Source organism: Vreelandella sp. L-15, from assembly GCF_056857635.1.
The window spans coordinates 41,306-62,667 of the sequence record NZ_JBSXNN010000030.1; the positions used below are offsets into that span (position 1 = coordinate 41,306).

Annotated in this window: 21 protein-coding genes and 5 tRNA genes; 15 read left to right on the forward strand and 11 right to left on the reverse strand. The window is 57.3% G+C overall.

All coding sequences use genetic code 11. The features are described from left to right. The first annotated feature begins 39 nt into the window (after positions 1-39). Entirely contained in the window at positions 40-1,056 is a 1,017-nt protein-coding gene (locus AC13CY_RS03320) for a quinone-dependent dihydroorotate dehydrogenase (protein ID WP_074210870.1), read from the forward strand. A gap of 80 nt (positions 1,057-1,136) precedes the next feature. On the opposite strand, the gene rmf is transcribed toward AC13CY_RS03320, so the two are convergent. Beyond that, entirely contained in the window at positions 1,137-1,346 is a 210-nt protein-coding gene (gene rmf / locus AC13CY_RS03325) for a ribosome modulation factor (protein WP_009722578.1), read from the reverse strand. Between the two features lie 388 nt (positions 1,347-1,734). Here rmf and rlmKL point away from each other — a divergent pair, with 388 nt between their 5' ends. After that, positions 1,735-3,945 carry a bifunctional 23S rRNA (guanine(2069)-N(7))-methyltransferase RlmK/23S rRNA (guanine(2445)-N(2))-methyltransferase RlmL gene (rlmKL, locus tag AC13CY_RS03330; protein ID WP_172515612.1) on the forward strand — a complete coding sequence of 737 codons (2,211 nt, stop codon included), beginning with the start codon at positions 1,735-1,737 and terminating at the stop codon, positions 3,943-3,945. Between the two features lie 34 nt (positions 3,946-3,979). Then, a complete protein-coding gene (locus AC13CY_RS03335; protein WP_044627787.1) occupies positions 3,980-4,315 on the forward strand; it encodes a glutaredoxin family protein in 336 nt (111 codons plus the stop codon). Between the two features lie 33 nt (positions 4,316-4,348). Here AC13CY_RS03335 and AC13CY_RS03340 read toward each other — a convergent pair whose 3' ends face one another. Next, complete coding sequence (locus AC13CY_RS03340) at positions 4,349-4,630, reverse strand: WGR domain-containing protein (protein WP_058576952.1); 282 nt, start codon at positions 4,628-4,630, stop codon at positions 4,349-4,351. An 84-nt stretch (positions 4,631-4,714) separates the two neighbouring features. On the opposite strand from AC13CY_RS03340, the gene pdxB reads away from it, so the two are divergent. Further along, positions 4,715-5,860, forward strand: a complete 1,146-nt coding sequence (pdxB, locus tag AC13CY_RS03345; protein WP_288102517.1) for a 4-phosphoerythronate dehydrogenase PdxB — start codon at positions 4,715-4,717, stop codon at positions 5,858-5,860. 76 nt (positions 5,861-5,936) lie between these two features. Here pdxB and htpX read toward each other — a convergent pair whose 3' ends face one another. The 8 genes from htpX to AC13CY_RS03385 all read right to left on the reverse strand — a co-directional run bounded on the left by htpX (position 5,937) and on the right by AC13CY_RS03385 (position 14,410). After that, positions 5,937-6,842 carry a protease HtpX gene (gene htpX, locus AC13CY_RS03350; RefSeq protein ID WP_172515613.1) on the reverse strand — a complete coding sequence of 302 codons (906 nt, stop codon included), beginning with the start codon at positions 6,840-6,842 and terminating at the stop codon, positions 5,937-5,939. Between the two features lie 114 nt (positions 6,843-6,956). Next, the gene (locus AC13CY_RS03355; RefSeq protein ID WP_074210866.1) at positions 6,957-8,204 is read right to left on the reverse strand and encodes a pyridoxal phosphate-dependent aminotransferase; all 1,248 of its coding nucleotides are present in this window, start codon (positions 8,202-8,204) and stop codon (positions 6,957-6,959) included. A gap of 55 nt (positions 8,205-8,259) precedes the next feature. After that, positions 8,260-9,213 carry a ribosome biogenesis GTPase YlqF gene (ylqF, locus tag AC13CY_RS03360; protein ID WP_054641419.1) on the reverse strand — a complete coding sequence of 318 codons (954 nt, stop codon included), beginning with the start codon at positions 9,211-9,213 and terminating at the stop codon, positions 8,260-8,262. A gap of 93 nt (positions 9,214-9,306) precedes the next feature. Further along, entirely contained in the window at positions 9,307-9,705 is a 399-nt protein-coding gene (msrB, locus tag AC13CY_RS03365) for a peptide-methionine (R)-S-oxide reductase MsrB (RefSeq protein WP_044627782.1), read from the reverse strand. 147 nt (positions 9,706-9,852) lie between these two features. Continuing rightward, positions 9,853-11,439, reverse strand: coding sequence for a gamma-glutamyltransferase family protein (locus AC13CY_RS03370; RefSeq protein WP_062373656.1), 1,587 nt, complete (start codon positions 11,437-11,439; stop codon positions 9,853-9,855). Between the two features lie 27 nt (positions 11,440-11,466). Continuing rightward, on the reverse strand, positions 11,467-12,792 hold the full coding sequence (locus tag AC13CY_RS03375; protein WP_062373659.1) for a TRAP transporter large permease: 1,326 nt from the start codon (positions 12,790-12,792) through the stop codon (positions 11,467-11,469). A gap of 3 nt (positions 12,793-12,795) precedes the next feature. Beyond that, a complete protein-coding gene (locus tag AC13CY_RS03380; protein WP_062363644.1) occupies positions 12,796-13,305 on the reverse strand; it encodes a TRAP transporter small permease subunit in 510 nt (169 codons plus the stop codon). A 1-nt stretch (position 13,306) separates the two neighbouring features. Then, entirely contained in the window at positions 13,307-14,410 is a 1,104-nt protein-coding gene (locus AC13CY_RS03385; protein ID WP_074210864.1) for a TRAP transporter substrate-binding protein, read from the reverse strand. A gap of 464 nt (positions 14,411-14,874) precedes the next feature. Here AC13CY_RS03385 and AC13CY_RS03390 point away from each other — a divergent pair. The 4 genes from AC13CY_RS03390 to AC13CY_RS03405 all read left to right on the forward strand — a co-directional run bounded on the left by AC13CY_RS03390 (position 14,875) and on the right by AC13CY_RS03405 (position 15,254). Further along, positions 14,875-14,950 (forward strand) — tRNA-Glu (locus AC13CY_RS03390). A gap of 39 nt (positions 14,951-14,989) precedes the next feature. After that, positions 14,990-15,064, forward strand: a tRNA-Gly gene (locus tag AC13CY_RS03395). Positions 15,065-15,068: 4 nt separating this feature from the next. After that, positions 15,069-15,144: transfer RNA gene (locus tag AC13CY_RS03400), tRNA-Glu, on the forward strand. Between the two features lie 35 nt (positions 15,145-15,179). Beyond that, positions 15,180-15,254: transfer RNA gene (locus AC13CY_RS03405), tRNA-Gly, on the forward strand. 135 nt (positions 15,255-15,389) lie between these two features. On the opposite strand, the gene AC13CY_RS03410 is transcribed toward AC13CY_RS03405, so the two are convergent. Continuing rightward, the gene (locus AC13CY_RS03410) at positions 15,390-15,683 is read right to left on the reverse strand and encodes a methyl-accepting chemotaxis protein (protein ID WP_232068226.1); all 294 of its coding nucleotides are present in this window, start codon (positions 15,681-15,683) and stop codon (positions 15,390-15,392) included. Between the two features lie 324 nt (positions 15,684-16,007). On the opposite strand from AC13CY_RS03410, the gene AC13CY_RS03415 reads away from it, so the two are divergent. The 7 genes from AC13CY_RS03415 to AC13CY_RS03445 all read left to right on the forward strand — a co-directional run bounded on the left by AC13CY_RS03415 (position 16,008) and on the right by AC13CY_RS03445 (position 21,009). After that, positions 16,008-16,970, forward strand: a complete 963-nt coding sequence (locus AC13CY_RS03415) for an ABC transporter ATP-binding protein (protein ID WP_062363514.1) — start codon at positions 16,008-16,010, stop codon at positions 16,968-16,970. Continuing rightward, the gene (locus AC13CY_RS03420; RefSeq protein WP_054645284.1) at positions 16,967-17,740 is read left to right on the forward strand and encodes an ABC transporter permease; all 774 of its coding nucleotides are present in this window, start codon (positions 16,967-16,969) and stop codon (positions 17,738-17,740) included. The genes AC13CY_RS03415 and AC13CY_RS03420 overlap by 4 nt, the downstream gene beginning before the upstream one ends. Before the next feature lie 61 nt (positions 17,741-17,801). Beyond that, entirely contained in the window at positions 17,802-18,635 is an 834-nt protein-coding gene (gene queF, locus AC13CY_RS03425; protein WP_483052288.1) for an NADPH-dependent 7-cyano-7-deazaguanine reductase QueF, read from the forward strand. Between the two features lie 28 nt (positions 18,636-18,663). Beyond that, complete coding sequence (locus AC13CY_RS03430; protein ID WP_058576899.1) at positions 18,664-19,224, forward strand: nitroreductase family protein; 561 nt, start codon at positions 18,664-18,666, stop codon at positions 19,222-19,224. A 32-nt stretch (positions 19,225-19,256) separates the two neighbouring features. Then, complete coding sequence (locus tag AC13CY_RS03435; RefSeq protein WP_427720599.1) at positions 19,257-19,763, forward strand: YiiD C-terminal domain-containing protein; 507 nt, start codon at positions 19,257-19,259, stop codon at positions 19,761-19,763. A 107-nt stretch (positions 19,764-19,870) separates the two neighbouring features. Further along, positions 19,871-19,958, forward strand: a tRNA-Ser gene (locus tag AC13CY_RS03440). Between the two features lie 178 nt (positions 19,959-20,136). Beyond that, entirely contained in the window at positions 20,137-21,009 is an 873-nt protein-coding gene (locus tag AC13CY_RS03445) for a GGDEF domain-containing protein (RefSeq protein ID WP_058576897.1), read from the forward strand. Positions 21,010-21,362: the final 353 nt, after the last annotated feature.

A 21,362-nucleotide genomic window follows, 5' to 3' on the forward strand; every position in this document is an offset into this window, starting at 1 on the left:
CGCCCCGCACTTCGCCCACCGCTCAGGAGAGTCTTGCTGATGTACCCAATTGCCCGCTCGCTGCTATTCCGCCTGGACCCCGAAACTACCCATAGCATGGCGCTGAACGCGCTTGACGCGCTGCATAAGGTGGGCGGCATTAAGCGTGTGTATGGCGAGCCGGTGAGTGATCCTGTCGAACTCATGGGGCTGCGCTTTCCTAACCGGGTCGGGCTTGCCGCCGGGCTGGACAAAAACGCCGACCACCTTGATGCGCTGGGCGAGCTGGGGTTTGGCTTTGTAGAAGTGGGCACCGTGACCCCTAAAGCACAGCCGGGTAACCCCAAACCGCGCCTGTTTCGGCTAGTTGGGCATGAGGCGATCATCAACCGCTTTGGGTTCAACAACAAAGGGGTGGAGCATCTTGTTGCCCAGGTTAAAAAGCGTCACTACAACGGCATTGTGGGTATCAATATCGGTAAGAACTTAACCACCTCGGTTGAGCATGCGCTGGATGATTATCTGGCCTGCCTCAACGCGGTGCACGGCTCGGCGGACTACATTGCGGTGAATATCTCATCACCCAATACGCCGGGGCTGCGTACGCTGCAGTTTGGTGAACAGTTAGATGCTCTTTTGGGACCCATTCGCGCTAAAAGCCGCGAGCTGGATGCCCAAGCAGGCCGCAACGTACCGTTGCTGGTGAAAATTGCCCCGGACATGAGCGAAGAGGAAGTGGCATTAGTGGCAGGCAGCATTGCCCGTAACGAGCTAGATGGCGTGATTGCCACCAATACCACCGTTTCCCGGGACGCGGTCAGTGATGACCCACAGGCTCAAGAGGCGGGTGGGCTTTCCGGTAAGCCGGTGTTTGAGGCGTCCAACACGGTGATTCGTCTGCTGCGCGCCCATCTCCCCACGCTGCCAATTATTGGGGTGGGCGGTATTGATAGCGGTGAAGCGGCAAAGGCGAAAATAGCCGCTGGTGCGGACTTAGTACAGCTCTATTCAGGCTTGATTTACCAAGGCCCAGCGCTGGTACAGCAGTGTGCGAAAGCGCTCAAGCAGGGTGAATGAAGCGGCTACCGCTGGGGCACTAAAAAGCCCGCTTGGCAGCGGGCTCCGTTCTCCAAATGTATGTATAAAAGGTAAATAAACTAGGTCATAACCATGGGGTTTTTATGAATACCGGAAACGCCGGTCATTCCATCCCACTGGTCGCCGCGACCTTCACGCCAACCACTCATCCAATACTCGCGTAAATTGACATCTTGACTGGGACAATCATCACGGGAGCGACCCGTAATACCCGCTTTATAGCCGTGAACATAAGCCCGCTGGAAGCGATCACGTTTTTGTCGTTTCATTGGCTAACCTCTTTGCATGAAAGCCTTTGATAAGAAGTAGGTCACAAGGCAACGTAGTAACAGCAGGCCCATAGGCGTGCTTTACCCAGATTGCCAGCACCACTTCGAGAAGTGACTTCAAGTTCAAGAGTGAGCTGCTGCCTCAGTGCGAATGCCTAGCACTCACGTGCTGAACGGAAGAAGCGGCAAACTCAAACAAGCCATGGGTCGTTACTGGTGTTATGAAACATGCACAATAATGACCCTGACAAGCAACACATGCGTTTTTAGTAGCTACCCTCTTATTGTTAGACCATGATGGGGTCACTTGTCGACCATCAAATTGTCATAAGACATACATTCATTTGCCATATACAGGAATATCGCGCGGTTACGCGCGGCGATCACCATGACCGAGCTGAGCCAAACTGCCCCTCTAAACCTCCTAGCGACCTGCCCTAAAGGCATTGAAGGCCTGCTGGCGGACGAACTCACGGCCCTGGGCGCTGAACCGGGTAAAACCACCGTGGCAGGGGTCTATTTTTCTGCCGACCAAGCCACCGCCTATCGGGTATGTTTGTGGTCTCGCTTAGCAAACCGCGTGATTTTGCTACTGGCGCGTGAAGCGATGATAGAGACCGCAGAGCAGGTACGCGATGTGGTTGCACGCATCGCCTGGAGTCAGCATCTTGCCCCCGGCAAGACCTTGGCGGTGGATTTTCATGGCCGCAGCGACCATATTCGCCACACGCGCTTCGGCGCACAGACGGTGAAAGATGGCGTGGTGGACGCGCTGCAGTTAGGCGGTCGAGAGCGGCCCAATGTGGACACCAAAGCGCCTGACCTACGCATTTACGCCCACCTGCACCGAGCCAACCTGAGCCTGGGAATTGATCTCTCTGGCGAGAGCCTGCATCGTCGTGGCTACCGCCGCGATGTGGGTCACGCGCCGCTTAAAGAGAACCTAGCGGCAGCACTGCTGGTGCGCGCAGGCTGGCCGGAGCGGGCCAAAGCCGGCGAGCCACTGATCGACCCGCTGTGCGGTGCCGGTACGCTGCTGATTGAAGCCGCGCTGATGGCGGCTGACCAAGCCCCTAACCTGAACCGCGAGCGGTTTGGCTTTCACGGCTGGGCAGGCCATCAAGACGTGGTGTGGAGTGAATTAAAACGCGAAGCTGAAGCACGCGCCTCGATTGGCCGCAAACGCTGCAAAACGGAACTGATGGGCTTTGATCAAAGCCCGGCAGCGCTGACCGCCGCGAAATCTAACGCCATGCGGGCGGGCATTCCTGCGCTGATAACGCTCCACGGCCAGAGCCTTGCTCAACTAACCCGGCCAGAGACCCTGACCGCCGAGCAGGGGCTATTGATCACCAACCCGCCCTACGGCGAGCGCTTGGGCGAGCTGCCTGAGCTGGTGCAGCTTTACGCCCAGCTCGGTGAAAAAGCTAAGGCGCTGTTCCCCGGTTGGACGCTAGCGATGTTTACTGGCAACCCGGATCTTGGCCACCGCTTAGGCCTGCGTGCCCATAAACAGTACGCGCTAAAAAACGGCGCGCTGGATGCCAAACTGCTGTTAATGGAGATTGGCAGTGTTCGTCCTGCGCCTCAGCAAAGCGGTGAGCCGTCAGAAGCGGGCGTAGCACCTCAGGCAAGCAGTACTGCAAAACCGGCGGTGTCGGAAAATGCGCAGATGTTTGCCAATCGTCTAGCGAAAAACCAGAAACGCCTGAAAAAGTGGCTGAAGCAGAGCGGTGAGACCTGCTACCGCATTTACGATGCCGATATGCCTGAATACGCGCTGGCAGTGGACCGTTACGGCGACCGCGTGCATGTGCAGGAGTACGCCGCGCCCAGCTCTATTAACCCGGTGCAGGCGCAAAAACGGCTGTTTGATGCCCTGGAAGTGCTGCCCGAGGCGTTGGGTGTCGACCCTAGTAAGATTTATGTCAAACGCCGCGAGCGGCAAACCGGTGCGGCCCAGTACCAAAAGCGCGAAGCCAGCGGCGAGCGTTTTGAAGTGCAGGAGGGCAGCGCTCGGCTATGGGTCAACCTGCGCGATTATCTGGATACTGGCCTGTTTCTGGACCACCGTCCGGTACGTCGGATGCTCGGCGAGATGGCCAGCGGCAAGCGCTTTCTCAACCTGTTCTGCTATACCGCGACGGCCACTGTGCAAGCCGCGCTGGGCGGGGCCAGCGACAGCGTTAGCGTGGATATGTCCAACACCTACCTGGAGTGGGCGCGGGACAACTTTGCGCTCAACAAGCTCGACCCAAGGCTGCACCGCGTGGTGCGTGATGACTGCTTCCGCTGGCTGGAAACCGCCAACGCGCAGTTTGATCTGATCTTTATGGACCCGCCGACCTTCTCAAACTCGAAGAAGATGCGCGACACGCTGGATGTGCAGCGCGACCACCCGCGCTTAGTGGAACTGGCCATGGCACGCCTAGCCCCTGGCGGTACGCTGGTGTTCTCCAACAACCAGCGGCGCTTTAAGCTGGATGAAGCGCTGAGCGAGCGCTACGCGGTAGAGGAGATCACCACGCGCACCTTCGATCCAGATTTCCAGCGGCGCACCAATCTGCATCACGTGTTTTTGCTGCGCCACTCGTCATGATCCACTCCTCCTGAGCCGATAAAGAGCAAGGGCGATGATTGAACTATCGATTTACACGACGCTGGGGTGCCATTTGTGCGCCCAGCTAGAGGCGCTGGTGGCCACACTGGCCAACCAAGAGGTGAGGTTGCACCACATCGAGATCAGCGACGACGACGCGCTGGTGGAGCAATACGGCACACGAATTCCGGTGTTGGTGGATGCCAACGGCGTTGAGCTGGATCGCGGCTTCGATGTGGCGCGTTTAAGCCACTGGTTGAACGAGCGGGGCTGGTTGGATGAGGCGGCACTTGCCGCGCTCACCACGCCGCCGGAACAAGCGCCCCCCGTGGGGGTGCATCAGCGCAATGGGCGGCGCTTCTTAGGTTAACGAAACGGGCGAATCTGGCTAACAGGTGATGCGTCAGAGTGCGTCTAATAGCGACAGCTGGCGCATCGCTTCCTGGCCTGCCGGTGTGTGGTCGGCGGCTTCCAGCACCTTGCGGAATCCGCGGGAGGATTGAATCGTTGCTTCATCCTCCAGCCACATCTGTGCTTGCTCCAGGCTATCCGCTAACTGGTGCTTCAATCCGCCAAACTGGGTGCCGATTTGTCCCCAGGCGCGGCTGAAAATCCAGTCGCCGAACATATCCTGGTGAATATGCACCAACACATAGTCATGGTCGGTTTCCCAGCGTACGATCACACCCATCTCCTTAACGACTTCTTGATCATGCCTGCACAGCAAGCCATTGCGGACGTATTGTAAAGCCCGGATACTAAAACGCCTATGAAACTTGTTATCGACGCTAATATCCCCGCCGCCGACGCCTGTTTTGGGGGCGTGGGTACGTTGCACCGCTTGCCGGGCCGCGAGATCCGAGCGGCTGACCTGCAAAATGCCGATGCGCTGATCGTGCGCTCCATCACTCAAGTGAATCGCGCGTTACTTACCGATAGCCCGGTGCGCTTTGTGGGCACCTGCACCATTGGCACCGACCACATTGATCTCGATTATCTCAAAGAGCGCAATATTGGCTTTGCCAGCGCGCCGGGGTGCAATGCGGAGGCGGTGGTCGATTATGTGCTCAGCAGCCTGCTGACGGTGAGCGAGCGAGAAGGCTGGCCGCTGCTGGAGCGAACCGTGGGGATTGTTGGGGCAGGCAATGTGGGTAGCCGCTTGCAGCGCCGCCTACAGGCGCTCGGCGTTGCGGTACGGGTGTGTGACCCTCCCAGGGCGGAACAAGAGGGCGCAAGCGGCTTTGTGTCACTCGATAAACTGATTGGTGAGAGCGACGTGATTTGCCTGCACACCCCGCTGGTGAAGGCTGGCCCTCACGCCACTTATCAACTGCTGAACGCCCAACGCATCAACGAGCTGGCCCCTGGTACGCTGCTGCTAAACGCTGGGCGTGGCGACTGCATTGATGGCCTGGCGCTGCGCAGCCGTTTGGCAGGGAAGGGTGATATCACCGCCGTGTTAGACGTTTGGGAAGACGAGCCGGGCATTGATGCAGGGCTGCGTGATTTGGTCGCTTTAGCAACGCCACATATTGCCGGACATAGTCTGGATGGCAAGCTGCGCGGCACCTGGATGATTCAGAAAGCGTTGGCAGCGCAGTTAAACCAGCCCAGCGGTATGCCGTTTAGCGAGCTCTGCCCGCCGCCAGCCCTGGCCACGCTAACGTTGCAGAGCGCACTGCCGGTGGAAGAGGCACTTCGGCTGTGTGTTCGGGCCGTGTATGACGTGCGCCGTGACCACGATGCCTTGCAGCGTCAGGTGACGCACCAGGGGATTGCCAAGGGCTTTGATAGCTGCCGCGCCAACTACCCGCTGCGCCGCGAGTTCGCCACGCTCACCGTCTTTCTGGAAAACGACGCTGTGTCATTGCAGCCGTCGCTTCAGGCGGCAGGCTTTCAGGTGCGCTGCGGCTAACACGCATCATTGGTTTACCTAAACGCACAAGGCCCGCATTGGCGGGCCTTGGCGTATCTTATTGAGCGTTCACAGCTTACTGACGGTAAGCGGCTTCTTTTAGGGCGCGAATACGGTCATCCAGCGGCGGGTGGCTGGCGAACAGCTGCTCGACCAGCGAGCGGGTCTGGCCTTTGGTGATGGCCATCGCACGCAGGGTGTCCGGCATTTGGTCGGGCATCTCGGTTTCGGCCTTCAAACGTGCCAGGGCGTTGACCATCGCACCGGTGCCTGCCAAGCGGGCACCCGCTTCATCAGCCCGGTACTCGCGGTAGCGAGAGAACCAAGCCACAATCGCGGAAGCGACGATGCCAAAGACGATTTCTGCCACCATCACCACTGCAAAATAGCCCATGAAGCCCAGGCCACCTTCGCCGTCGCTGCGGCTTTTCAGGAAGCTATCGACCAAGTGGGCGACAATGCGGGCGAAGAACATAACGAAGGTGTTCACTACGCCCTGAATCAGCGCCAGCGTCACCATGTCGCCGTTAGCCACGTGGCCAATCTCATGGGCCAGTACCGCGCGGACTTCTTCAGGACGCATGCGGTTGAGCAAGCCCGCCGATACCGCTACCAGGGCATCGTTCTTATTCCAGCCGGTGGCGAAAGCGTTGGACTGCTGGGCGGGGAAGATGCCTACTTCCGGAGTTTTAATGCCCGCTTCCCGAGACAGTTCGGCCACGGTATCCACCAGCCACTGCTCTGTGGAGTTCGACGGGTTTTCGATAATCACCGTGCCGGTTGAGCGCTTCGCCATCCATTTAGAGATAAACAGCGATACCAGCGAACCCGCCATGCCAAACACAAAGCTGAAGATCAGCAGGCTGGTGAAGTTAATACCCTGGCTGTTGAGATAGCTCTCAACGCCAAACAGCCGCAGCGTAATGCTGGCGACCAGCAACACCGCTAAGTTAGTGGCTAAAAACAGCACGATTCGCATCATGGATGAAGATCTCCCTCAAGGTCATAACAAGTGTTAATGGAATGATGGCTTAGATACGTGCATTTCATGTCAGTTTCAAGTCGCTGGTTGAGTGTCGATAGCTGCTGCCGATAACTACTGGCGATAGCGAGACAAGAAATTGGCAAAGCGGTCCAGCGCGTCGCCGAGCTGGTCGGCCCAGGGCAGCGTGACAATGCGCACGTGATCGGGTTCTGGCCAGTTAAAGGCGGTGCCCTGTACCAGCAGAATTTTTTCCTGCAAGAGCAAGTCCAGCACCAACTGCTGGTCATCTTTAATATTGAACACTTTGGGGTCTAAACGCGGGAACGCGTAGAGCGCGCCTTTGGGCGTTACGCAGGAGACCCCAGGAATTGCGTTGAGTTTCTCAACGGTAATGTCGCGCTGGGCCAGCAAACGCCCGCCCGGCAGAATTAAATCGTTGATCGACTGATAACCGCCTAGCGCCGTTTGAATGGCGTGCTGGGCAGGAACGTTGGCGCATAGTCGCATCGAGGCCAGCATGGTCAGGCCCTGAATAAAGTCCTTCGCCCGCTGTTTCGCTAGCGTGCCGGAAATCGTCATCCAGCCAGAGCGAAAGCCCGCGCAGCGGTAGCTTTTAGACAGCCCGTTCATGGTGATCACCAATTGATCATCGTCGGCCAGCGCGCCGGTAGCGGTGTGTTTAACCCCGTCGTAGAGAATCTTGTCGTAGATCTCATCGGAGAACACCACTAGATTGTGCTCTTGGGCGATATCCAGCACTTCCCGCACCACTTCCGGCGGGTAGACCGCACCGGTGGGGTTATTGGGGTTGATGATCACAATGGCGCGGGTACGGCTGGTGACTTTGGCACGAATATCGGCCATATCCGGTGCCCAGTCGGCCTGCTCGTCGCACAGGTAGTGCACGCCGTGGCCGCCAGAAAGGTGGGCGGCTGCGGTCCAGAGCGGGTAATCCGGCGCGGGGATTAGCACTTCGTCGCCGTCGTTTAACAGCGCCTGCATGGCCATGACGATCAACTCGGAAACGCCATTACCAATATAGATATCTTCGATACCCACCCCAGGAATCTGCTTACGCTGGCACTCCTGCATAATCGCCTTGCGGGCGGAGTAGAGGCCTTTGGAATCACAGTAGCCCTGGGCGGTGGGCAGGTTGCGCATCACGTCCTGCAAAATCTCTTCCGGCGCTTCGAAGCCAAACGGTGCTGGGTTGCCAATGTTGAGCTTCAAGATTCGCTGGCCTTCCTCTTCCAGGCGCTTGGCGTGGTCGAGTACCGGGCCGCGAATGTCGTAGCAAACGTTGTGCAGTTTGTGTGATTTTTTCAGCGTGTGTGATTCTCTAGGCTGCGGGGTGTCCATGGGGTGCGTTATCCAAAAGTGTCCAGTGCCGTGGAAGTGTTTGACGTGTGGCTCATTATGCGTCGGATGAGGCCGGGCTGTCTTGGTCGTTTTGCGCTGGCGGCGGCGGAATATCTGCCGGGGTTTCCAGCGTGACGCGGCCAAGCCTGCCATCGCGTAACTCATGCAGCAGTACTTCCGCGCCGCGGTGCAGGTCTACTTCGCCGCCAGGGCGCAGGCCGCCGCGCTTTCCGGCGATTTCTTTGAGAATGGCGTGGCCGTCAAACCCGGCAATAGCAAGAAAATCAGGCTTTTTCGGGCCGTCGGCGTCGACTTCCTCCACCACGGGGGCTTCGTAGGTGGGCAGCGCTTTTAGCTTATAGCGGGCGGTTAGCTCGGCGGGGTAGCGTTTGGCAAGCTCCGCGCTGGCAACAATGGCCACATCGGTATACTCAATGGCGGTATCGCGAATCGCGCCGCTGGCCGCCAAGCGGTAGGCGCTGGCTTGGTCTTCGATTTTGGGCCAGAGCACCCCAGGGGTGTCGATGAGCGCTACTCGACCATCAATGCGTACTTTTTGCTGGCGCTTGGTGACCGCCGGCTCGTTGCCGGTTTTGGCAATTTTGCGCCCGGCTAGGCCGTTAATCAGCGTCGATTTGCCTACGTTAGGGATGCCCATCACCATCACGCGCACGTCGCGGTCGGCACGCACCGCTCCCGCCAGTTCGTGGCAGAGCTTGGGGATCTTCTTAAGCTCGCGGGTATTGGTGGTGGTAATCGCCAGGGCGCGAGTGTCTGCCTGGGCGTCAAAAAAGGCCACCCACTCGTCGGTACGAACGGGGTCGGCCAAGTCGGCGCGGGAAAGAATTTTCAGCACCGGCTTATGGCGGGTCAGCTCGGCCAGCATGGGATTTGCGCTGGAGTAGGGCAGGCGCGCATCGAGCACCTCGATGACCACATCGATTTCTGGCAGCGCGTCCTTGATCTGGCGGCGGGCCTTATTCATATGTCCGGGGAACCAGCCGAGCATGGGTTTCTCCTACAAGCACAAAAATACAAGCATAAAAAAGCGGGCGACCATTCTAGCAGATGGTGCCCGCCTTGCCGTGCTTCCTTTCAGGGGTTACTCGTCAGGGTGAAACTCTAACGAGACGGAGTTGATGCAGTAGCGCAAGCCGGTGGTCTCGGGCGGCCCATCGGGAAATACGTGGCCTAGGTGGGCATCGCAGTGAGAGCAGACCACTTCGGTGCGAATCATGCCGTGGGAGGTGTCGCGGTGCTCCTCGACGCAGCGCGTTCCTAGCGGCCGGTCAAAGCTTGGCCAGCCGCAGCCCGCATCGAATTTGTGCTCGTTTTCAAATAGCGGTGCATGGCAGCAAACACAGTGATAGATACCTTGGGCATCGCTCACTTGGTAGTCACCGGTAAACGGCCGTTCGGTGCCTTTCTCCCGTGCGACCCGGTACTGCTCTGGGGTGAGCTGCTTGCGCCATTCGTCGGGGGATTTTTCTATTTTCGCCATGGGGGTCTCCTCTCCCTCTGGTTACCGTTAATCAGAGGCTTACTTGGCAGACTAGCCTATCACCGTTAGGCCTTCTTATGGCTAATGACAATAGGCTGCCTGCCCAAGTTCAGCATGTGCGAAAGTGGCAAAATCCGCCAGTGGGCTTTATACGCTTGCAGCGCCGCCGTTACTACGTGGGTCGTGAGCACTCTCGATCAGCCCGTCTGGGTGGCGCACGATGCCGCCCGCGTGGCCCATGGTGTCGCTGAAGGCGTCGGGCAAAACCTCGACATCGTGGCCCGCCGTGGCCAGCGCCGCGACCAGCTCATCATCGAAGCGTTTTTCCAGCTTGAGATTGGTACTCGATTCGCCCCAGGTGCGGCCTAGCAACCAACGCGGTGCGGTAACTGCCTGCTGCAGCGGCATGCCATGCAGCGCGTAGCGTGAGAACACCGCTGCCTGGGTTTGCGGCTGGCCTTCGCCGCCCATGGTGCCGTACACCATGGTGCGTCCATCGTTAAACAGCGCCAGCGCCGGGTTAAGCGTATGGAAGGGTTTGCGACCAGGGGCTAAGCCGCGTAAATCGTCTGGGTTGAGAGAAAAGCTAATGCCTCGGTTTTGCCACAGCACGCCGCTTTCAGGCAGCACCACGCCGCTACCAAACTCCCAGTAGATGCTCTGAATAAAGCTCACCGAGCGGCCTTCGCTGTCGACGGTGCCCATCCAAATAGTATCGCCGGGCGCGGGTTCATAGGGCCAAGGCAGCGCCTGGGCAGGGTTAATTTCGGCGGCTTCTGCACCAATACGCTCTTCGCTGAGCAGCTCCTGTAGCGGCGTGGGCACTCGGTATGGGTCGGTGACATAACGGTCGCGCAGCATAAAGGCGCGTTTGGTGGCTTCAATTAGCCCGTGCAGGTGGTCAAAGCCGTTGGGTTCGGCGGCTTTAATACGCTCGTAAATGCCCAAAATCATCAGCGACGCCATGCCTTGCGTCGGTGCGGGCAGGTTATACAGCGTAGCGTCATTGAGTTGTACGTGCAGCGGTGTGACTTGCTGAGCGCGGTAAGCGTGAAAATCGTCTAGGCGCAGGGGGCTGCCTAGCGCCTCTAAATCCTTCGCCATGCTGGCGGCAAGCTCGCCACGGTAGAAATCATCCAGCCCGGCACTGGCCAAGCGCTTTAACGTATTGGCCAAGCGCGGCTGGCGCAGGCGCTCGCCTTCACGGGGAACTTGGCCGCTAAGCAGCAGCGCATCGCTAAAGCCGGGGCTTTGGCTCAGGCGTTCTAGGTGTTTTGCAGTGAGCGTTTCCTGGCTTTGAGAAACAGCAATGCCCTCATCGGCATGGCGAATGGCATCGGCCAGCAGCGTGGGCAACGGTAGCGCGCTTCCCCAGCCCGCCGCTACGTTGAGCGCTTCCTGCCAGCCGCTAATAGTGCCCGCCATGGTCAGCGTGGCTTTTGGCCCACGTTCCGGGATCTGCGACTCACCTGAATAAAAATCACGGTTGGCGAGCTGTGCGGCGGGCCCGCAGGCATCAATGGCCACCGGCGCTTTGCCCGGCTCGTGAATCAGCCAAAAGCCATCGCCCCCCAAGGCATTCATATGCGGGTAGACCACGGCGATGGCTGCCGCCGCGGCGACCATGGCTTCGACGGCATTGCCGCCTTGCTTTAATACATCGCGACCGGCGCTCGCGGCAAGATGATGCGGCGCGACACAGCTGCCGCCGTAACTACGTTGGGTATGGAGCATTGAAAAGTCCTTTGTTATTGGTTGTGGTTACCAGCCAATGGCGTTAGGCAGCCACGTGGCAATGCTTGGAAAGATAAACACCAGCGCCACGGCTAAAAACTGTAGCCCGATAAACGGCAGCGCCCCTTTGTAGATATCTAGGGTGGAGACTTCTTTAGGCGCCACGCCTTTCAAGAAAAACAGCGACCAGCCAAACGGTGGAGTAAGAAACGACGTTTGTAGCACCAGCCCCACCAAAATGCCCAGCCACACCATATCCACGCCCATCTGCACGAAGAAGGGTAAAAAGAGCGGCAGGGCGATATAGCTAATCTCAATCCACTCTAAGAAAAAGCCAAGTACAAACATCAGCAGCAGCATGAATAGCAGGGCGCTGACTTCTCCACCGGGCACCCACTCAAACATCCGTGCGACCAAGTGCTCGCCACCCAAGCCCCGGAACGCGAGCCCGAACACTTGAGCGCTGATCAAAATAAAGAACACCATGGCGGAGATCACCAAGGTGGCTTTGGCCACTTCGCTTAACAGCGATACGGTTAAGCGGCCCGAGCAGGCAACAAACACCAGCGCCCCTAGCGCGCCCATCGCCGCAGCTTCGGTTGGGGCGGCAATACCGCCAATGATGGAGCCCAAGACCGCAAATACTAGTCCTACCGGTGGGCCGACCACGGTGACCACTTTATACAGCAGCCGTTTCTTGCTGAGCTGGGCCCGCTCTTCAGCGGGAATGGGCGGCATCATGCCAGGGTAGAGTTGGGCTACCACTAAAATTGCCACGATGTAGATGCCTGCCAGCGCCAAGCCAGGCACCATCGCGGCGGCAAACATAGTACCAACAGATTCGCCGAGGATTTCTGCTAAGAGAATCAGTACCAAACTAGGTGGGATAATTTGCCCAAGCGTACCTGATGCGCAGATCATGCCGGTGGCCAAGGTTTTGGGATAGCCGCGGCGCAGCAGGGTGGGCAGGGTGAGCAGGCCAAGTGTGACAATGGTGGCGCCCACGATACCGGTGGCCGCGCCTAACAGTACACCCACGAAAATAATCGCCACGCCCATACCGCCGGAAATCCCGCCGAACAGGTGGCCAATCACATCGATCAATTCTTCGGCCAGTTTCGACTTCTCTAGCATGACCCCCATAAATACGAATAGCGGTATCGCCATAAAGGTGTAGTTCGTCACTACCCCATAAATGCGTGACGGCAACAGGTTGAACAGCATTGGGCCAAAGCCCAAATAGCCAAACACAAAGGCGGTGACGGCAATGCTGATGGCCACCGGTATACCAATGATAAGCAGCACAAAAAAGGCGGCGATCATACCGATCGCGAGCCACTCATTAGGAGACATGCGTTATTCACCTCGGCTTGATAGGGCAAACCCTTGGCGCAGCGCGTGGGCGAGGCCCTGCATTGCCAATAAGAGAAAGCCAAAGGGGATCAGAGCTTTGAGCACCCAACGAAGTGGCAGGCCGCCAGGGTTGGGAGAAGCTTCGTTACGTAGGTAGGACTGTTCCACCCAGGGCAGAGTGAGCCAAGCGATATACAGCCCCATGGCGAGCAGCAGCAGGCCGCCAATCACTTCAATTACCCGCTGTAGCGCCACTGGGAAGCGCTCATAAAACACGTCGACCCGCACTTGTTCGCCCATAAACAGCAGATACGACATACCAAACAGAGCAATGGGGGAGATTAAGTGCCACTGCAGCTCTTGAAGCCATACGGCGCCAATGCTGAAAAAGTAGCGCATCACCACATCGCCCGCGACCAGGGCCACTAGTACCACGCAGGTCCAAGCGGCGATCCAGCCAAACAGCCGGACCACCGCCTCGATCCCGTGGACAACACGTTCCACGGCTTGCATATCACACCCCAATAATGTCGTTTAACCAGGCACGTTCGCTGGCGCCTGCCCAGCGGTCATGGTTGGCCTTAAAGGCCATGTAGCTATCATGTACTTTGCGCACTAGTGGGTCGGCGTTGGCTTCGGTGGCGAGCGTATCCATAGTGGCTTCGCGCAGGGCGTTCACTACGGGTTCCGGAAGCATGCTGGCGGTCACGCCGTGGTTATCAACAAGGTCGGTCATCGCTTCGCCGTTCACCGCTTCTGACCACGTCACGCTTTCCAGACACGCCGCCATGCAGGCACTTTTCACGATCATCTTGAGGTCGTCGGGCAGGGCATCCCAATGCTGTTTGGAAATCAGCAGCTCACCGGTAGTGGCAGGCTCGTGCCAGCCGGTGGTGTGATAAAACTTCGCGGCATTCTGCAGCCCCATGCGGCGATCCTGGTAAGGACCCACGAACTCTGCTGCATCGATGACGCCACGCTCCAGCGCCGGGAAGATTTCACCGCCGGGCAGTACACGGGCATCCACCCCCAGCGCGGCATAGACTTTCCCGGCCAAGCCCGGAATACGCATGCGCAGTCCGTTCAACTGGTCAATGTCCTCGATGGGCTCACGGAACCAGCCGGTCATCTGCACGCCGGTGTTGTTGAGCGGCAGGGCGATCATGCCGTAGGGCGCATAGACCTCTTCCCACAGCTCTAAACCGCCGCCGTGGTATAGCCAAGCCATGTGGCCCATAAAGCTCATGCCAAAGGGCACGGTGGTGAAGTACTGGGCAGCGAACGTGGTGCCCGACCAGAAGTAGCTGTTAGCCGCGTTCATTTGAATGGTGCCGCTTTGTACGGCTTCAAAGCCTTCCAGTGCAGGAATCAGTTCACCCGCTGAAAAATGCTGGATGTTTAAACGCCCGCCAGACATGGCGTTAATTTTGGCAATCACATCGGTGGGGCTGCCAGGGCCTTCTACATAGAAAGGTGAGCCGGGGCTGTAGGCGTTAGTCATGCGCCAGTTAAATCGTTCGGAAGACTGTGCTTTTGCAATAGAGGGCGCGCCCAGCACCAAGCCGGCGGTGGAGGTGAGCGCAGCGGTAGTGAGGAATTTGCGACGAGTAAAAGACATAAGGCACCTCAAGCAGTCAGGAGTAAGCATGGGTTGGTAGATGAGTCACGCCGTTTGATCACCAATGAAGTTGCAAGGGGTGTGCCAAAAAATCGATTTTATTTTAAATGAAAGATTTTTGGCGGTTTGTCGTTGCTTTTCAGACCTGCGGTGAGGCCTTAACAGCGTGCCGATGAGGTATATAAGGAGCGCGATAGGGGAGCGTTATAGGAAAGAAGTGCCTGAGACGCGGGCAGAGTAGCCATGCGTGCACCGCGATGAGGCGATAATTAGCCTAAAAGGCGTGCTCTGGCACTAAGTTTGCGCATCGCCTAGACGCATCGCTAGAGTAGGGGCGTATTCTGCAGGCGGCACCTGGGTGTTGCCACGCAGACAAGGGGGCAATAAACGTTTCTATATCAGAGTGCTTGACAGCTAGATGAGGTCTGGGTAACATACGCGCCACCTCGACGAGGCAATGAAACGTCCCATTCGTCTAGTGGTCTAGGACACCGCCCTTTCACGGCGGTAACAAGGGTTCGAACCCCTTATGGGACGCCATCCCGATGGTGAGTAGTTTGTAGAGTGATAGCTTGTTAAGCGGGAATAGCTCAGTGGTAGAGCATCGCCTTGCCAAGGCGAGGGTCGAGAGTTCGAATCTCTTTTCCCGCTCCAGCACGTCCCATTCGTCTAGTGGTCTAGGACACCGCCCTTTCACGGCGGTAACAAGGGTTCGAACCCCTTATGGGACGCCACTCACTTTATAAAACATCGCTGTATTGTTTGCGTTGCGGGAATAGCTCAGTGGTAGAGCATCGCCTTGCCAAGGCGAGGGTCGAGAGTTCGAATCTCTTTTCCCGCTCCATGCAAACCCCCTTTCTAAAGTTCTGCTTGATCCCCAGTCTAGTTATTGCCATTCACCGCTGATCAAGCGGCGTTTTTGCGTGCGTGCCGCGGCGCTAATGATAGCGCCCAGGCGCAAGGCCTGAGCGCTGTAGGGTTAATCCACCAGCGTGAAGTGGCCTACCACGCTGTTAAGCGACCGTGAGCGCTGCTTAAGGTCTTGGGCGGCGGTGGCGGTTTGCTGCACCATTGAGGCGTTGTCTTGGGTCGCCTGATCCAGCTGGGCGATGGCCACGTTAATTTGCTCAATGCCACGGGTTTGCTCGTGGGTGGCGGCGGTAATGTCTGAGAACAGGTCGTTTACGCGCTGAATTCGCTGATCAATATCCTGCATACGCTGCTTGGCGGTATCTACCAAGGCGGCACCATTGCTGACCTGCGCAAAAGCCACTGCCGGTTTGCTGCGTATTATCCAGAATGGTTTGGAAGATCAGCGTCCCTATCGGTTAGGCTCGCTTATATGGTCAGCATGTTCCCTTGAAGTGCCGCTGCCTGGGCAGGCGGGCGCTAGGCTAATGCTAAAGTATTAATCGAGGCGCTATCGCAGCAATAGCGTGGCAAAGTATCACCTAATGTAGTGCTAAATAGAGAAAAATCAGGGGCATGGAAGTGGTGGTTCAGAGGTTATAAGCCGCAAACTTGAAAAAATATATGCATGCCCTGATATCCTCCCTTCTAGCTCTTTTTGCTCCCCACTTGCTGACAGGACATATTCATGGCCGAACCGGCATTGTCGATCCGTGGCCTTACCAAGGTGTATGGCAACGGCTTCCAAGCGTTAAAAGGTATCGATTTAGACGTCCAGCAGGGCGATTTTTTTGCGCTGTTGGGCCCCAACGGCGCAGGAAAGTCCACCACCCTTGGCGTCGTTTGCTCGCTAGTGCAGAAAACGGCGGGTAAGGTGTCGATTTTTGGAATCGACATTGATAAAGACTTCGCCAAAGCGAAATATCAGCTCGGCGTGGTGCCGCAGGAATTCAACTTCAACCAGTTTGAGAAAGTGCTGGATATCGTGCTGGCCCAGGCAGGTTACTACGGCATGAAGCGCAGCGAAGCGTTGCCTCGCGCCAAGCAGCTGCTGACCGATTTAGGGCTGTGGGAAAAGCGCAACGGCAGTGCGCGAATGCTCTCAGGAGGTATGAAGCGCCGCCTAATGATTGCGCGTGCCTTGATGCACCGACCCAAGTTGCTGATTCTCGACGAGCCCACTGCCGGGGTCGATATCGAACTGCGCCGCAGCATGTGGGAGTACATGCGCCGCATTAACCGCGATGAAGGCACCACGATCATTCTGACCACGCACTACCTCGAAGAAGCCGAGAGCCTGTGCCGCAATATCGCCATCATCAACCATGGCGAAATTGTGCGGAACACCAGCATGCGCGAGCTGCTGGCGGAACTGGACACCGAAACCTTCCTACTGGATATCGCCGAGCCGGTTGCGCAAGTGCCCACCATTGAAGGCTTTGAGCTGCAGCAAATCGAGCCCTCCCAGCTGGCGCTGGTGATTCATCGTGGCCAGCAGTTGAACGATGTATTCAGTGCGTTAAGCGCGCAGGGCATTCAGGTCGTCTCGATGCGTAACCGTGCCAACCGCTTAGAGGAGATGTTTGTTTCCATGGTAGAGAGCAGTCAGCAGGCCATCGACCAGCGTGAAAAGCAGGAGGCCCGCGCATGAATGCAATGCAAACCCTCGTGGCTTTATGGACGCTAGTGCTTAAAGAGATCAAGCGCTTCACCCGAATCTGGCCGCAAACCCTGCTGCCACCGTCGATCACCATGGCCATGTACTTCATCATTTTCGGCAGCCTGATCGGCTCGCGCATTGGTGATATGGACGGCTTCAGCTATATGGACTTCATTGTGCCAGGGCTGATCATGATGTCGGTGATCACCAACAGTTACTCCAACGTGGCCTCTAGCTTTTTCTCCAACAAGTTTCAGCGCTCCATTGAAGAGATGATGGTGTCGCCGATGCCGAATGGTGTCATTCTTTCGGGCTTTATTTTGGGCGGAATGGCTCGTGGCTTGGGTGTGGGGCTGATCGTGACGCTGGTGTCGCTGTTCTTCACCCGCTTAACGATCGAGCATCCGCTGCTCACGATATTGGTAGTGGTGCTGACCTCGGCGCTATTCTCCATCGGCGGCTTTATCAACGCGCTGCTGGCGAATAAGTTTGACGATATCTCCATCGTGCCGACGTTCATTCTGACCCCGCTGACCTACTTGGGCGGCGTGTTCTACTCGATTTCGATGCTGCCGGATTTCTGGCAGGGCGTCTCGATGCTCAACCCGATTCTGTATATGGTGAACGTCTTCCGCTACGGCTTTTTGGGCGTTTCTGATATTCCGGTAGGCTGGGCATTAGCGGCTATTTTCGCCTTTATCGTCGTACTGTTTATGGTTGCACTGACCATGCTAGAGCGTGGCAAAGGCATACGTAGCTAGGGTCGCCTTCACAGCCTTGATTGAAATACCCTTATAAGATGGCACGACTAAGAGAGTTTTCATGGTACACCGCCCCGATACCTTAGAACATGCGCCCTTGGGGCGTGATTCCGCTTACCCAGAGCAGTACGATGCGGGGTTGTTGTATCCGATTCCCCGTGCTGCCAACCGCGCGCCGCTGGGTATTGAAGAGGGCGCGCTGCCGTTTGTCGGCGAAGACGAGTGGCACGCGTTTGAGGTGTCCTGGCTCAACGGCCGCGGTAAACCGATTGTCGCCGTGGCACGCTTCCGTCTGCCAGCCAGCTCCCCGCATTTGATTGAATCCAAATCCTGGAAACTCTACCTCAACAGCCTCAACCAAACCCGGTTTGCCAGCCAAAACGAGGTAGAGGAGACGCTAGTGCGCGACCTCAGCAGCGCTGCCGGTGCCAGCGTAAGCGTTGAGCTTCTGGGGGTGGACGATAGCGAACTGGCCCCCCAGCGCCTGCCGGGCGAGTGCCTGGATGATTTAGATATCGAGGTGAGCGACTACACGCCCAGTGCGGCGCATCTAACTACTGGCGATGAGGTCGTTGAAGAGACGCTGCATTCACATCTGCTAAAATCCAACTGCCCGGTGACTGGTCAGCCGGATTGGGGAAGCGTCTTGATTCGCTATAAAGGCCCCAAGCTCGACCGAGAAGGGCTACTGCGCTACCTAATTGGCTACCGCCAGCACCAGGATTTTCACGAGCACTGCGTCGAGCATATTTTTACGGACTTGATGCAGCAAGCGAAGCCAGAAGAGCTGCTGGTATTGGCCCGCTACGTGCGCCGTGGCGGCTTGGACATCAGCCCTTGGCGTGCCACACCGGGCTTGGCACCCCCTAGCCCGCTGCGCCTGGCGCGCCAGTAACGCTCACCAAAACGGATAAGGAGTCACCATGGACGCCCTCACGCTGCTTCACGAACGTAGCTCCATGGGCAAGCTCGCTGAGCCTGCCCCCAGCGCCGACCAGCTCAGCGCCATCTATCAAGCGGCGCTTCGTGCCCCCGACCACAAAGAGCTGCGACCGTGGCGCTTCATCGAATTCACCGGTGAAGGCCGGGAGCGCCTGGGCGAGCTGTTTGCCGAAGCGGAGTTTCAGGAAGACCCTCACGCGAGCGACGAGACGCTCAACGCCGCGCGTAAAAAGCCGTTACGGGCACCAATGATTATCGCGGTGATTGCCAAGGTGACGCCGGACCTTCCCAAAGTGCCTAAAATCGAGCAGGTGATTTCAGCAGGCTGTGCCGCTCACGGCATTTTGCTGGCGGCCCACGCGCTAGGTCTAGGCGCCATGTGGCGCAGTGGCAAATACGCGTTTGATCCCGTGGTGCGCAAAGGCCTGGGTCTGGATGAAGATGACGAAGTCGTTGCCTTTATCTATTTGGGCAGCCTAGCGGGTCGCCACAAGCCAGTGGCAACCCACAACAGCGCGGATTTTGTCGAGCGCTGGGATTAAATCTACGCCCCTGTAATGCCAAGGAAGTCGCCATGAGTCAGCCCCGCCAACCCGGCATTCCACATCCCCGCTTACCGCTACCGGAAGGCGAGGAGGACCTGGCCGCCTTTCAGCACTGGCTGGAAGCGGCCATTCCCATGGTGGAGGCACTTGGCATTACCCGCATGAGCCAAGCCAACGGCGTGCTCACGTGGCAACTGGCGCTCACACCTAACCTCAACGACAAAGGCACCGGCTTTGGCGGCGCGCTGAGCGCACAAGCCACGCTACAAGGCTGGTGCTGGGTCACTCTCTGGCTTCGCCAGCAGGGCAGGGCGCAGGATGTGGTGGTTGCTGAAGCCAGCCAACGCTTTCTTGCCCCGGTCACGGGTGATTATCGCATGACTTGTGCCCCTAGCCATCCGGATGGCCCTGCACAGCTTGCTGCTAAACTCAGTGAACGAGGTAAGGGCAGCATCGAGCTAACCCATCAGCTCTACTGCGGAGATTCGCTCTGCCTAGAAGCCATAGGCCGCTACGCCGTGCTGCCAAACGCCTAAGTAGGCAAAAGCTAAGCAGGAAAAAGGCTTGCTATTTCACGGCTTAGACCATAGAATATGCGCCGTTCTGTTGAGAAAGGCAGCGCCTAACAGCAGAGCTAAAATGTGGAGAGGTGTCCGAGTGGTCGAAGGAGCACGCCTGGAAAGTGTGTAAGTCGAAAGGCTTCGAGGGTTCGAATCCCTCCCTCTCCGCCACAGAATTTAAAAAAGCCCGCTGAGCAATCAGCGGGCTTTTTTGTGTCCGAGATTTTCGCGAATAAACAAACAGCGCTCATGCCTTAGCGTGCAGAATGCCTCCTCCACCGACACAAGAGTTGCCCTGACAACCCACGATCCGTCTATACTCGAGAAAAGTCACCCGACTAGGCTGCCCATGTCCGTTGATTTGCAGGCGCTTTATCCTAAGCTGATTCATTTGATGCTCGACGCTGTGTTCGTCGTGGATGCGGATCATAAGATTCTTTTTGTCAGCGATGCCTGCGAATCGCTGCTGGGTTACCGTGCCGATGAGCTGGTAGGCACGCTAATTACTCACTATATGCACCCGGAAGATTTGGCTATAACCAAAGCCTCCATTAGGCGGGTGATGAATGGGCAGCCCCATCTCGATTTTCGTAACCGCTACCTACATAAGAACGGCAGCGTGGTGCATGTGCTTTGGTCGGCCCGTTGGTCGGATGAAGAGCAGGTGAGAATTGGCGTTGCTCGAGATGTAACCGCTCAGGTGCAAGCGGAAGACGACCTGCGCTTTCTTGCACATCACGATCCGCTCACCAAACTGACCAATCGTTCATTGTTTTACGGTCGTTTGGAGGCGGCGTTAAGTACGGCAAAGCGCTATCAAAACCGTTTTGCGCTGCTGTTTTTAGATGTAAACGACTTCAAACGAATTAACGATGTGCATGGCCACGCGGTGGGAGATGCGGTGCTTTGCGAGGTAGCTCGCCGTTTGAGTGGCTGCGTGCGTGAGACTGATACGGTGGCACGTATGGGGGGCGATGAATTTACGGTGATATTAACCGACGTTCACTCTAAAGAGGCCGCCATCGAAAAAGCTGCCCAAATACTGGAGGTGCTCTCTGAACCGCTCGCGGCAGAGGTAGCAGGGGCGGATATGCGGGATATCGGCATGCCGTCTTGCAGTGTGGGTGTGGCCACCTACCCAGAAGACGGCAAAGATGCTGATACGCTACTGAATTATGCAGATGTGAAAATGTACCGAATGAAAAGGCGTCGTTCGCGTTAGTAAAGCTACTGACTTTAAAACGGTAACTTTTAAAACGGTAGCCCACCGCTAAAGCCAAAAATTGCCACAGCAATCACAACAACGACAACAACGATGGTAGTGGTAGACGGCATGTTCTCTTCCTCTGAGAAATAAGTGTGCCTTAAGCCTAGCTGCTGGCTAGCGGTTTCGCACATTTTTATCCGCGTGCGTGGTTCAGCGCAGCCCTTGAAAAGAGTTATTGTCAAATTCTGTGTATGGCCGGTCAGGCGGCAGTCCTGTCTGACTGATCGGTCAAGGGTTCGCCGTCCTTGAACTGGACGTTGTTCACGACCAGCTCCAGCTTGTTGAACCCCTTGATCCGCTTCCAGCGC

What these genes read in the sequence shown, in the direction of transcription:
- AC13CY_RS03320 (WP_074210870.1), top strand. Translation starts at nt 40, where the DNA reads ATGTACCCAATTGCCCGCTCGCTGCTATTCCGCCTGGACCCCGAAACT.
- rmf (WP_009722578.1), bottom strand. Translation starts at nt 1,346, where the DNA reads ATGAAACGACAAAAACGTGATCGCTTCCAGCGGGCTTATGTTCACGGC.
- rlmKL (WP_172515612.1), top strand. Translation starts at nt 1,735, where the DNA reads ATGACCGAGCTGAGCCAAACTGCCCCTCTAAACCTCCTAGCGACCTGC.
- AC13CY_RS03335 (WP_044627787.1), top strand. Translation starts at nt 3,980, where the DNA reads ATGATTGAACTATCGATTTACACGACGCTGGGGTGCCATTTGTGCGCC.
- pdxB (WP_288102517.1), top strand. Translation starts at nt 4,715, where the DNA reads ATGAAACTTGTTATCGACGCTAATATCCCCGCCGCCGACGCCTGTTTT.
- htpX (WP_172515613.1), bottom strand. Translation starts at nt 6,842, where the DNA reads ATGATGCGAATCGTGCTGTTTTTAGCCACTAACTTAGCGGTGTTGCTG.
- AC13CY_RS03355 (WP_074210866.1), bottom strand. Translation starts at nt 8,204, where the DNA reads ATGGACACCCCGCAGCCTAGAGAATCACACACGCTGAAAAAATCACAC.
- ylqF (WP_054641419.1), bottom strand. Translation starts at nt 9,213, where the DNA reads ATGCTCGGCTGGTTCCCCGGACATATGAATAAGGCCCGCCGCCAGATC.
- msrB (WP_044627782.1), bottom strand. Translation starts at nt 9,705, where the DNA reads ATGGCGAAAATAGAAAAATCCCCCGACGAATGGCGCAAGCAGCTCACC.
- AC13CY_RS03370 (WP_062373656.1), bottom strand. Translation starts at nt 11,439, where the DNA reads ATGCTCCATACCCAACGTAGTTACGGCGGCAGCTGTGTCGCGCCGCAT.
- AC13CY_RS03375 (WP_062373659.1), bottom strand. Translation starts at nt 12,792, where the DNA reads ATGTCTCCTAATGAGTGGCTCGCGATCGGTATGATCGCCGCCTTTTTT.
- AC13CY_RS03380 (WP_062363644.1), bottom strand. Translation starts at nt 13,305, where the DNA reads ATGCAAGCCGTGGAACGTGTTGTCCACGGGATCGAGGCGGTGGTCCGG.
- AC13CY_RS03385 (WP_074210864.1), bottom strand. Translation starts at nt 14,410, where the DNA reads ATGTCTTTTACTCGTCGCAAATTCCTCACTACCGCTGCGCTCACCTCC.
- AC13CY_RS03415 (WP_062363514.1), top strand. Translation starts at nt 16,008, where the DNA reads ATGGCCGAACCGGCATTGTCGATCCGTGGCCTTACCAAGGTGTATGGC.
- AC13CY_RS03420 (WP_054645284.1), top strand. Translation starts at nt 16,967, where the DNA reads ATGAATGCAATGCAAACCCTCGTGGCTTTATGGACGCTAGTGCTTAAA.
- queF (WP_483052288.1), top strand. Translation starts at nt 17,802, where the DNA reads ATGGTACACCGCCCCGATACCTTAGAACATGCGCCCTTGGGGCGTGAT.
- AC13CY_RS03430 (WP_058576899.1), top strand. Translation starts at nt 18,664, where the DNA reads ATGGACGCCCTCACGCTGCTTCACGAACGTAGCTCCATGGGCAAGCTC.
- AC13CY_RS03435 (WP_427720599.1), top strand. Translation starts at nt 19,257, where the DNA reads ATGAGTCAGCCCCGCCAACCCGGCATTCCACATCCCCGCTTACCGCTA.
- AC13CY_RS03445 (WP_058576897.1), top strand. Translation starts at nt 20,137, where the DNA reads ATGTCCGTTGATTTGCAGGCGCTTTATCCTAAGCTGATTCATTTGATG.